Origin of the sequence: Oenococcus kitaharae DSM 17330 (assembly GCF_000241055.1) — a bacterium.
GTDB lineage: Bacteria > Bacillota > Bacilli > Lactobacillales > Lactobacillaceae > Oenococcus > Oenococcus kitaharae.
The window spans coordinates 427,658-439,619 of record NZ_CM001398.1 but is presented as its reverse complement, the minus strand read 5'-3'; the positions used below and the strand labels follow the sequence as shown (position 1 = coordinate 439,619).

Here is an 11,962-nt window from a genome sequence, read left to right as displayed (position 1 = left end):
TTAACGATTGGCCTCAAGAATCTTGGCCGAGGGTTGGATAACATCAACGTGCTGATCCTGATCGTCAAAGCCATGAATTTGCGTTAAGGGAACATATACTTCTAATGCTTGACCGATTTGTGTATCGCTGACGCCATCCACATTTTCACCATCAAGTTCAACAGAGAAAAAATCAAAACGAGACAATTCCTCAGCACCATATTTAGAATAGGATTTCAATGTTACCGGCAAAGCAACACTGCCTGTAGTCTTAATTGTCGAGAGCGCATCTGGACGAATGCCAATGGTTTTAACGGGTTTTGCAAAATACTTTTGTAGATAAGCCAAAGCTTGCGGCTGATCAAAGGTATTGATTTGCGGATCTCCAATAAATTTGGCCGTGAACAAATTGGCCGGCCGATCATAGAGGTCATTGGGCACAGCATACTGTTGAATCGTGCCATCAGACAAGAGCATAATTTTATCAGAAATATGCATAGCCTCATTCTGATCATGCGTGACAAAAATAGTCGTAACACCAGTCTCATGTTGGATACGCGCAATCTCTTCCCGCATTTCAGTTCTTAATTTGGCATCCAAATTAGATAAAGGCTCATCTAATAAAAGTACGGCTGGTTTTCTGGCTAACGCTCTGGCGATTGCGACACGCTGCTGCTGACCGCCAGAAAGTTCACCAGGCCGTTTGTCCAGCTGATCATCAACATGGACAAGTTTGGCTAGCCTCTCTATTTCCTCTTGACGTTTATTTCTAGCAATTTTGGCAATTTTAAGTGGGAAGCCGATATTATTCCTGACCGTCATATTTGGATAAAGGGCATAATTTTGAAAAACCATACCAATATTTCGGTTAGAGACTGTCAATTTGGTCACATTCTGCTCACCGAAATATATTTCACCTGCAGTTGGTGTTAATAAACCTGCAATCATATTTAAAATCGTTGATTTACCAGAACCAGAAGGCCCCAGCAACGAAACAAGTTTATGATCCTCAATTTCGAAATTGATATCGTCAATAATGTTTTGACCGGCCTCATAGGCTAATGTCAGGTTCTTCGCAACAAGCTTCAAGTTGATCCCCTTCTCAAATTAAAGAAATACCTTACGAAGAATAAATTTATCAAAGAAAGACACGATTAGCAATTAGAAAAAACCAATTTAGAACCAGTTGAATAAAAAAGACTTGTGATAAAAATATCAATCACAAGTCATACTAACTGTTATGCGGATCCAAATTGCCGTAGAATTGAATGCTTCGATCAAACATGAGTTTAACCGTATCATTGGCACCCTGTCTGTTCTTTGAAACAATCAGTTCAACTGGCCCGCGATCCGGGATAGCTGATTCATCAAAATCTTCATCATCTTCTGAATGGCCGTTCTGATCATAGTAATCGTCACGATACAAGAACATCACGATATCAGCATCCTGCTCAATCGCGCCAGAATCACGCAAATCAGACAGCATCGGCCGTTTTGTCGTCCTGCCTTCAACGCCTCGGGATAATTGGGACAAAGCAATAATCGGCAAATCCAATTCACCGGCTAATTTTTTTAATGAACGTGAAATCGCAGCGACGGCTTGCTGCCGAGATTCAGTCACATCGGACTCGATCAGCTGCAGATAATCGATAATCACAAGTCCGATACCGCCTTCCGGGTCTTCTCTTTGCGACTGTGATTGCAGATTACGCAATTTGGCACGGATCTCATTGATGCGGATTCCTGGAGTTGTGTCTAAGTGAATATTCAACCGACTCAATCTTTCGTTAGCCAGCATAATCCGCGTCCAATCGGCATTCGGATCCACCTGCCCGTTAGTAGATTGAGTCAAATCTTTACCAGTCATCAATTTGTCCATGGGTACACGTGCATTAGCAGCTAAAATTCGTGTTGATAAGGATTGGTCATCCATTTCCATGTTAAAGACGACAACAGTTTTTTTACCAATCTCCTTAGATTTAGCAGCATTAATTGCTAGATTTAAAGCGAAAGCAGTTTTACCAACGGCGGGACGTGCTGCTAGGATAATGAGGTTATTCGGCTGCCAACCCTTTGTAAGTTTGTCCAAGTAGGCATAAMCGCTAGGCAAAGCGCCTTCACGCAGGATAGAATTGTTTTTTGCGGAATTATTTAAGTTATCGATTGTTTTACTAAGTGAGTTTTTCAGTTCAATAAAATCAGTATTCTCAGATTGATCTTCGATTGAATCTAGTTTTGCTCGCACATTAGCAATAAGATCTTGCGATTGAGAAGAGGGATCGTGTGCCAAACCGTTGCCTTGGTTGAATAAATCAATCAAGCGCCGTTGAGTGGCCTTTTCATGAACCGCCTTAGCATAGTTTTCAACGTTGGCTATCGTACCGTCAGCCAGCAGGATTTCCGAAATAAAACCTTCCCCGCCGACCATATCCAGACTCTTGTCGGTTTTCATTTGATCCGATACAGTTAGGGGCTCAACAATTTTATCATCACTTAGCAGTTCATTAATCGCTTGAAAAACTTTTTTATTTTTAGGATCATAAAAATCATCTTCGGAAATAATCCCCAGCATGCGATCCAAAACGTCCTGCTGCTGGCTGAGACCATTGGTATAAAAAAAAGCTGAAAGCAATGCTTTTTCAGTCTGAATTTCCTGTGGAATTCTATTGTCCATTAATGAATCTGCCATTATTAATCCAGCTGCGAAATATTGACTTTGATTGAGGCTGAGACTTTTTGATGAAGCTTTGCCGGAATTTCATGCAGGCCAACCGTCTTAATCGGCTGTGAAAGGTCCAATTTACGCTTGTCAACGCTTAATTGGTACTGTTTTGCCAATTGATCGGCAATTTCTTTCGCAGTCACAGAACCGTTCAAACGGCCATCAGGACCCACGTGTTCTGCAAATTGCACAATTGTTTTTGGCGAAGCTAATGTCTCTTTGAGTTGTTGTGCATCAGCCAAAACCTTAGCAGCCTGCTTTGCTTCTAAATTTTGTTGTCCATGTAATTTTGAGACATTTTCAGGAGAAGCGTAGACGGCTTTTTTATTCTTAATTAAAAAATTATTTGCATATCCATCGGGAACCTCTTTAATGTCACCAATTTTCCCTTGGTTTTTGACGTTTTGTAAAAAAATAACTTTCATATGGCCTCCTATTTCTTTTCATCTGATGAATCAAAAATAACTTTCTCCAACTGCTGCTTAACCTCAACAATATTATCAGTCTCGATTTGTGCCGCTGCATTAGATAACGATCCGCCGCCGCCAATTTTTTCCATAATCAATTGAACATTAACACTGCCATCTGATCTAGCGGAAACACCAACTTTCTTATCTGGTCGGCGAGTAATGACAAAGCTGGCAGATGCGCCTTGAATTTTTAAGAGTTCATCCGCAACCTGAGCAGCTAAAACAGAATTATAGTCAATCTCATTTTCACCAACAACGGTTGCAATATTTTCGTTTAGATCAGTTAATTCTAACAAATGTGCTTTAACTAGCAAATCTTCCTTGGATTCCTTACCGAAGCTCCGCAATAATTGTGTATCAGCGCCAGCAGCCCTTAAAAAACTAGCAGCATCAAAAGTTCTTGACCCGCTGTGAGCTGTAAAGCCCTTGGTATCCAGCTGGATGCCGCCTAACAATGCTGTCGCCTCGACTTTAGTTAATGGTGATTTGCGGCGATCCTCGTAACCTAAGAGTTCAGTAACCAATTCAGAGGTAGATGAGGCATATTGTTCAACATAGAAAAGCAGTGGTTTTTCAGCAAAACCTTCATCAGCAATTCGGTGATGATCAATCACGACCAAAGAAGACTTTAATCGGTCCAAAAGTTGTCCGGCAGCTGAAATGGTCGGCCGAGAATGATCCACGAGTACGAGAAGGCTTTGGTCACTGGCAAGCGCCATCGCTTTCTTTTCTGAAATGAAGGGATACTCGATGAGTTTAGGCGGCTGATTGTCGTCAGAAGCTGCTGCCTGCTCTTTAATTTTGGCATTCGCAGCTGCAATTTCTTCGCTAAATTTTGTCGTGACTAGTTTGACATCACGCTGCAGATTTTGTTCGTCAATCACAATGTAGGCAGGCAAATCATGCAAACGGCTCATTCGCCAGATGCCTAAAGCTGCACCAAGAGAATCCATGTCTGGATTTTGGTGACCGCAAATAAAGACAACATCAGTGTTGTTTAGCAAATCCGACAAAGCCTGATCAATCATACGCGCTCTGACTCGTGTTCTTTTGGCCATTGGATTTGAGGTCCCGCCATAATAGATAGCTGGATTTTCGTTGTCGCGAATCACAACCTGATCGCCGCCTCGGCCTAAGGCTAAGTCTAGATTTCGATGTGCTAAATCAGCTAAGTTATTTAAATCTGAAATACCATATGCAATACCGACCGATAAAGACAAAGGCATGTTTTGTTTTAAAGATTCTTCTCGTATCTCATCCAAAATAGAAAAACGATCGTCTTCAAGCTGCTTTAAATTTGGCAAACGTCCAAAAAAAAGATAACGATCTGCTGATATCCGTCGTAAAAACAAATGATACTTTTTCGCCCAATTATCGAGTCTGCCAGAAATAAATGCTATCAAACGACTTGAATCAGAATCCGTTGCATCTTGAATAACTTCTTCATAATTATCAACGTTGATTAAACCGTAAAAAAGTCGGTCATTTTGATACAACAGTTCATATTTAGATACGTCTGTTAGATCAAGAAGGAATATTGCTCGACCATTTCCTTGAACCTGAAGAGAGAACTTACCATCCCGCCAGCTGATTTCGGCCGGCCCGCTATCTTTATTAGCTTGTACAAATTGATTAAGCTCAGGATCAGCATCTTTTATATTTTTGCCGATAACCGACCGATCACCAATGACATTCAAAAGATTCTCATTCACCCATTCAATTTCCCCGTTTGAATTGAGCAGCATAACACCGATAGGCATTTGATCCAACGCGCTTGTTTGAGAAATAGACACTCGCCCATACAGGTTGGTCATATATGTCTGAAAGTCAACACCTAAAGAACTTATCAAGCTATACAGGAGCAATGCAGCCAAAATGACAAACGCGACCCATATGACAGAAATAATCGGACCAAAACGTAATGAAAAAACGAAACCACTAATTGCCAGCAACAAAAAAATGCCAATCAGATAGATGACGCGATAATTTTTTATGAAGGCAGGTAAATTTGAATATTTCTTCATCAAGAATCTAATTTTATCACGATCCAAGAACTTTAACCCTTTCTTAAGAAACAAAAAAGCACTCCTGACGGAAATGCTTTTTAACCAACAATATGAAAATCAGTTGTTAGCAACGAATGGCAGTAAAGCCATGATGCGCGCACGCTTAACTGCAATTGCAATTTTACGCTGATTTTTTGAACTAGTGCCGGTAATCCGGCGCGGCAAAATTTTACCATTGTCAGCAATGAAACGCTGCAATAACTCAGTATCTTTATAGTCGACATATTCAATGTGATTGACAGCGAGGTAATCGACACGACGACGGCCACCTTGACGACGGCCGCGGCGATCACCGTCTCCACGAGGAGTACGGCTAGGACGGTTTGTCCGCTCGCCATTAAAAGTCTGAGTTCTTTGGTTTGAATGTTCTTCAGGCATTATTGATAGTCCTTTCTTAAAAATTTAGAATGGGAGATCATCATCCGAGATATCAACCGAATTGTTTCCAGCATCTGTATCAAAGGGGCTGGAAGCACTAGATTGATCATTATTAGCTGAGCTTGACTGTGATTGATTGTTAAATTGCGCGTCAAACGGATTTGACTGCTGAGCCGGGATTTTAAAATTATTCTGGTTCTGCTGAGGCGCCGCGGAACTGCCATTTTGAGAACGGCGAGCTTCAGATTGAGCCCGCGTCTCTAATAACTGGAAATTATCTACAACAACTTCAGTCACATAAACTTTCTGACCTTGATTATTATCATAACTTCGCGTTTGCAAACGTCCTTCGACAGCAATCATGGCACCTTTGCCTGTAAAATTGGCAAAGTTTTCTGCTGGTTTGCGCCAAATAACACAACTAATAAAATCCGCTTCACGTTCACCGGCACGATTTGTAAAATTTCTTTCAACTGCAATCGTAAACGAGCCAACCGCATCACCGCTCCCGGTATAGCGTAATTCAACATCACGGGTTAATCTGCCAACTAATACAACTCGATTGATCATAAAACTCCTTACTTTTCGCTTGATACAGGTGCTGATGCAGCTTTTGCCTCATTAGCAGCATTATATTGCGCTTGTGCAGCGCTGCGTTCAGCTTCACGCTGTGCACGACGCTCAGCTGCCCTTTGTGCCGCTGCCGCTTGTTTAGCGTGAGCATCAGCAAGTTTTGCAGGGTCAACAGCAACGATCATATGACGCAAGATGTCTTCTGAGATCTTAGCCAAACGATCAAATTCATTAGTCGCTTTATCATCAGCGGCCGCAAAAACAACAACATGATAAGTTCCTTCTCGGTAACCGTTAATCTCGTATGTGAAGCGACGAGAATTCCAATCCTCGGATTTATCAATTGTAGCGCCATTGTCGGTCAATACTTTATCAAAACGTGCAACCAAAGCTGCTTTTGCGTCTTTATCTAAGTCAGGACGAACAATATAAGTTAATTCATAACTAGCCATTTTTTACCTCCTTTTGGTCTCTGACCGCCTAAGCGGTAAGGAAAGTGAGTATTTCATCACGGACAAATATGATACAGGGAAACGCGCTTAAAAGCAAGCTGCATCAACTTCAAGCTATGTTTCAAAAACAAACAGACTACATCTGCATATGCGGATCGACACCATTTTTCTCGCACAAATCTTTCAAATCCCAGTGTATCGGATGTGCTGGATCAATGACCTCAATTTGAGCCATCATACCAGTATCTTCGTGTTCCAATATGTGGCAGTGATACATGAAGATACCGGGAACAGAAAATCTAACCAGCAGTCTAACGTGCTCGCCAGGATTAACACCAATCGTATCTTTAAAACCAAATTCGTTCGGATAGGGGTCATGCCCATTTCTGGATAACACGAGAAAGGACATGCCATGCATATGGAATGGATGAATCATTCCCATACCCGGCATATCATCATTTGTATTAGAAACATCCCAAATTTCGTTTTTACCCATTACCTGCTGGTCGTCAATACGGGTCATGTCATAAAGCTTGTCATTAATCCGAACAGAATCATCCATCCCAGCCATAACAACTTTATGTGTGGCACCACCGGTAAAACCACGTTCAATCTGCTTTAAAGTTGCCGGTAACTGTGAACGGTTATCTTCTGTAAAATCACCGACTTTAAGTCTCAGAATCGGCGTGTCGTCAGCTTTCAATACGACTTGATCACCAGTTTTATATGATGAAAAATCAAGCAGCAATTCTGCTCGTTCGGCGCAAGTCAGCATTAATTTAGTCAGCGGAACCGCGTGCGGCAAAAAGCCGCCATCCGATGCTATCTGTGTCATTGTGATATTATCATTTGAATTTAGCCGAAGTTCCCGCCGGTTAGCACCATTCAATACTCTCAAACGAAGCCAAGGCCGTGTTACTGTAAATTCGGCGTTTGCAGTACCGTTTACCAAAGCAGTGTCCCCCAAGGTTCCATCCATATCATAATCGCTTTGATAGTCTAATTGATTATCGTGGAAGGTTCGATCCTGGAAAATAATCGGAATATCGTCAATTCCCCAATCATGTGGAATTTGTGGCAAATTATCTGCCGGATTAATCACGGCAACAGGTGCTGCCAAGCCATGCCAGACCTGTTCTGCAGTATGTGGACATGGATGCGGATGAAGCCAAGCTGTCATCGTTTGCTGATTGATATCAAATTCGATCTCTTTTTTTTCACCAGGCCGTACCGGTGCGTGCGGACCTCCGTCTTCGATTGGACCGGGAATATCCAATCCATGCCAATGCCAAGTTGTCACTTCGGGCAGGTTGTTAATCAAAGTCAAATGGTAGTGTTTGCCTGATACGAATTTGATTAAGGGCCCAAGGACACTGGCATCATATCCCCATGTAGCGGTTGGCTTGCCATCTAAAATTTGTGTTTCTCCTGTTTGTGCACGAATGGTGTAATAAATTGTGTCCCCTTGGATTTTGTCTGCTTCTAGAATTTTTGGAATTCTAAGGCTATGAACTTTAGTTTTGGGCACAACCAAAGCTTTATAAGCCGCATCGTGATAGTCATAAGCTTTTTCGTCAAATAAATACTTATTTAAAATTTCTGTCATTTTCAAACCTCGTTTCGTCTGATGATCTCTAGAATTTAATTTCGTATATTTCTCTCTCACACTTAAAATATCAGCCATCTATAGGATATATCTTCTTCATTTTTATATAAACAATTGCAGCTGACTGAAATCCGCTACAGGAAGCAAAAAAAGGTAGAATAATCTTGATTATCCAAAGAATGTCTTCAATGGGCAGTTGGTTGCCCCAGAAGAACAAAAGAACAAAAATCATCAGGAGAACAGAACTAATGAGACTTTTACAAGCTGAAATCATTGCTGACCTGCATGTACAGCCGGTTATCGATCCCAAAGAAGAAATTGACCGCTCAATTTCCTTTTTAAAAAACTATTTACTAGCTAATCCAAATTATAAAAGCTATGCTTTAGCTATTTCAGGTGGTCAAGATTCGACCTTAGCAGGTAAGCTTGCACAAACAGCCATTCAAGAATTAAGAGAAGAGAAAAAGGATTCGTCCTATCAATTCGTTGCGATCAGACAACCATATGGCCAGCAAGCCGATGAAGATGATGCACGAGCTGCTCTAGATTTCATTGAGCCCGATATAACAGTGACAACCAACATCAAAGCAGCGACAGATGCACTGACAGCAACCTTGCGAGATGCCGGTTTGGTCGTTGACGATATGAGCCGGGGTTCGATTAAACCCAAGATGCGTATGATTGCTCAATATGCAGTTGCAAGAGAGCACGCCGGCGTCGTTGTTGGTACAGATCACGCTGCTGAAGCTTTTGCTGGTTTCTTTACCAAATATGGTGACGGCGGAACCGATATCGATCCCTTGTGGCGGTTAAATAAGCGTCAGGGCAAACAAATGCTGAAATTTCTACACGCGCCCGAGGCTCTATATAACAAAGTACCATCTGCAGATCTCGAAGATGAGCGTCCTCAGCTGCCTGACGAGGTGGCATTGGGGGTTTCTTATAAATATATTGACGACTACTTAGAGGGACGTCAGGTACCTGAACAGGCGGCCGAAACAATCGAAAAACTGTATCTTAGTACCAAACAAAAGCGCCATTTACCGGTAACTATTTACGATACTTGGTGGTATCAATAAAAGTCTGCTTATTTTTTTTAAGATTAATAAAAACCACCTCAATCATGAAGTGGTTTTTATTAATCTTGTTTATCATCTTTATTCTCATCAATTAATTGATCAGCAAGATTTTGAACTTTTGTTGCGTTATCTGTCTGGTCTTCTGCAGATCCTACTTCATCTTGCGAAGTTTCATCATCTTCTGCTTCAACTTTAGCCAAAGTAGCAACTTTAGAACCTTCCTCGATTCGAATAACACGAACTCCTAAGGTGGCTCTTCCGGTAATTGAAACATCCCCGGCTTTAAAGCGAATCATGACACCAGAATCAGTGGTAATCATGATATCTTCATTACCGGAAACAACAGCTAAACCAGCTAAAGGCCCATTCTTTTCAGAGATATTAGCTGTTTTATAGCCTTTGCCGCCACGACCGCGTATTGGATACTCTTCAACTGCGGTCTGTTTTCCGTAACCTTTTTCCGTAATCGCCAAAACATTCTGACCGGGAATCAGCAAGTCAGCAGCAACAACATAATCGCCAGTCCGTAAATTCATCCCGCGAACACCAGAAGCGGTTCTGCCCATGGCACGCACATCTAGTTCGGCAAAAGATACAGCATAACCAGAATGGGATGCGATAACAATATTCTTTTTGCCATCTGTCAGCAGCACACTAATCAAGGAATCATCATCATGCAGATTAATCGCACGAAGACCCGACTGACGAATATTGGTAAATTCAGATACAGCAGTGCGTTTAACAGTGCCGAGTCTCGTGGTGAAGAAGAGAAAGTTCTTCGATGAGGCTGCTTCCCCGCGGACATTAATCACAGCTTGTACACGTTCACCGGAATCCAAACCTAGTAGGTTGATTACAGGGATTCCCTTGGCTTGGCGACCATACTCAGGAACTTCATAGCCCTTCATTTTGTAGACTTTGCCGAGATCAGAGAAGAATAATAAAGTATCATGGGTACTCGTCGAAACAAGCTGTTCCACAAAATCATCATCATGCGTATTCATTCCCTGGACACCACGGCCGCCACGATTCTGCGTATGGAACTCGTTTGTCGAAAGCCGTTTGATATAGCCTTTATGTGTCAAAGAGATCAAAACATCTTCTTCATCAATCAAATCTTCATCTTCAATCGATGTTACATCGCCTACCTGCAGTTCTGTACGACGGTCATCCCCAAATTTATTAGAAATATCCAGCAGTTCTTGATAAATAACCCGATCAATCCGTTCCGGCTTAGACAAAATATCTTTGTAGTCCTCAATTGATTTGAGCAGATCATTGTATTCAGCTTCAATCTTGTCGCGTTCCAATCCTGTCAAACGTACCAGACGCATATCCAAGATAGCTTGTGCCTGCTTATCAGACAATTGGTAACGCGTGATCAACTCGGTCTTGGCAATTTCAGCTGTCGAGCTGGCACGGATTAAGGCAATGATTTTATCAATATGGTCTAACGCAATACGCAGTCCTTCGAGAATATGAGCGCGATCTTGTGCCTTCTTTAAATCAAATTCAGTCCGACGGCGGATAATTTCACGTTGATGCTCCAGGTAAGCCACCAAGATCTGCTTGAGGCTCATTGTCTGAGGCTTACCATGATTAATGGCAATCATGTTAAAGGAAAAGCTCGTCTGCAGGAGTGTCTGTTTATAAAGGTTATTGAGAACAACGTTGGCATTTGCATCTCGCCCAACATCGATCGCCACTCGCAGGCCTTTTTGATCTGACTCATCTCGGATAGCTGTAATACCATCCATTTTTTTCTCCAAAACTAATTCTCGAATGCGTTCAATCAGCTTGGCTTTATTGACCATATAAGGCAATTCAGAAATGGCGATCCGTTCATGCCCGGTCGAAGTTGTCTCAATATCAACTTTGGAACGAACCGTGACAGACCCGCGACCAGTCTCATAAGCCCGTCTAATACCGGCTTTGCCCATGACAATCGCACCAGTCGGAAAATCCGGTCCCGGCAATACTTCCATCAAATCAGCAACCGTTGCATCGGGATTGTCCATTAAAACATGAATAGCTGCCACGACTTCTCGTAAATTATGCGTCGGAATATTGGTTGCCATTCCAACCGCAATTCCTTGTGCACCGTTTACCAGCAAGTTAGGAAAACGAGCCGGTAACACAACCGGTTCCCGGTTATCGCCATCATAGCTGGGCTGAAAATCTACCGTGTCTTTATTGATATCTCGCAGCATCTCCAAAGCAATTTTAGATAAACGCGCTTCGGTATATCTCATTGCGGCAGCTGGATCACCATCAACAGATCCAAAATTTCCATGGCCGTCCACCAGCGGGTAACGATAACTGAAAGGCTGTGCCATTCTAACTAGCGATTCATAGATTGCCGAATCGCCATGCGGATGAAATTTTCCCATGACGTCTCCAACAATACGAGCCGATTTTTTATGCGGTTTATCAGGCGTGACGCCTAATTCGTTCATACCATACAAAATACGACGGTGAACCGGCTTCAAACCATCTCGTACATCTGGCAACGCGCGAGCCACGATAACAGACATCGCATAAGATAAAAAACTAGTCCGCATCGTGCTATTCAGATCGGCACTCTTGATTCGGGAATCAGGTGTAAAATTGTTATTTTCTTCTTCGGTCATATAATTC

General features: G+C 42.2%; 9 protein-coding genes and 1 pseudogene. 1 reads left to right on the top strand and 9 read right to left on the bottom strand.

Annotation, left to right across the window (positions count from 1 at the left end):
- The 8 genes and pseudogenes from OKIT_RS02235 to OKIT_RS02200 all read right to left on the bottom strand — a co-directional run bounded on the left by OKIT_RS02235 (position 1) and on the right by OKIT_RS02200 (position 8,246).
- Complete coding sequence (locus tag OKIT_RS02235) at positions 1 to 1,068, bottom strand: ABC transporter ATP-binding protein (RefSeq protein WP_007744947.1); 1,068 nt, start codon at positions 1,066 to 1,068, stop codon at positions 1 to 3.
- A gap of 142 nt (positions 1,069 to 1,210) precedes the next feature.
- Complete coding sequence (gene dnaB, locus OKIT_RS02230; RefSeq protein ID WP_007744946.1) at positions 1,211 to 2,668, bottom strand: replicative DNA helicase; 1,458 nt, start codon at positions 2,666 to 2,668, stop codon at positions 1,211 to 1,213.
- Positions 2,669 to 2,670: 2 nt separating this feature from the next.
- Positions 2,671 to 3,126 (bottom strand): 50S ribosomal protein L9, encoded by a 456-nt coding sequence (gene rplI, locus OKIT_RS02225; RefSeq protein WP_007744945.1) that lies wholly within the window; start codon positions 3,124 to 3,126, stop codon positions 2,671 to 2,673.
- 8 nt (positions 3,127 to 3,134) lie between these two features.
- The gene (locus OKIT_RS02220; protein ID WP_028291840.1) at positions 3,135 to 5,195 is read right to left on the bottom strand and encodes a DHH family phosphoesterase; all 2,061 of its coding nucleotides are present in this window, start codon (positions 5,193 to 5,195) and stop codon (positions 3,135 to 3,137) included.
- Between the two features lie 99 nt (positions 5,196 to 5,294).
- On the bottom strand, positions 5,295 to 5,615 hold the full coding sequence (gene rpsR / locus OKIT_RS02215) for a 30S ribosomal protein S18 (protein ID WP_007744941.1): 321 nt from the start codon (positions 5,613 to 5,615) through the stop codon (positions 5,295 to 5,297).
- A gap of 24 nt (positions 5,616 to 5,639) precedes the next feature.
- Complete coding sequence (ssb, locus tag OKIT_RS02210; RefSeq protein ID WP_007744940.1) at positions 5,640 to 6,185, bottom strand: single-stranded DNA-binding protein; 546 nt, start codon at positions 6,183 to 6,185, stop codon at positions 5,640 to 5,642.
- A 179-nt stretch (positions 6,186 to 6,364) separates the two neighbouring features.
- A pseudogene (gene rpsF / locus OKIT_RS09755) lies at positions 6,365 to 6,640 on the bottom strand (30S ribosomal protein S6); the annotation flags it as partial.
- A 136-nt stretch (positions 6,641 to 6,776) separates the two neighbouring features.
- Positions 6,777 to 8,246 carry a multicopper oxidase family protein gene (locus OKIT_RS02200; protein ID WP_036593974.1) on the bottom strand — a complete coding sequence of 490 codons (1,470 nt, stop codon included), beginning with the start codon at positions 8,244 to 8,246 and terminating at the stop codon, positions 6,777 to 6,779.
- A gap of 248 nt (positions 8,247 to 8,494) precedes the next feature.
- Here OKIT_RS02200 and nadE point away from each other — a divergent pair, with 248 nt between their 5' ends.
- The gene (nadE, locus tag OKIT_RS02190; protein ID WP_007744929.1) at positions 8,495 to 9,325 is read left to right on the top strand and encodes an NAD(+) synthase; all 831 of its coding nucleotides are present in this window, start codon (positions 8,495 to 8,497) and stop codon (positions 9,323 to 9,325) included.
- Between the two features lie 59 nt (positions 9,326 to 9,384).
- Here nadE and gyrA read toward each other — a convergent pair whose 3' ends face one another.
- The gene (gyrA, locus tag OKIT_RS02185; RefSeq protein ID WP_007744928.1) at positions 9,385 to 11,955 is read right to left on the bottom strand and encodes a DNA gyrase subunit A; all 2,571 of its coding nucleotides are present in this window, start codon (positions 11,953 to 11,955) and stop codon (positions 9,385 to 9,387) included.
- Between the last annotated feature and the right edge of the window lie 7 nt (positions 11,956 to 11,962).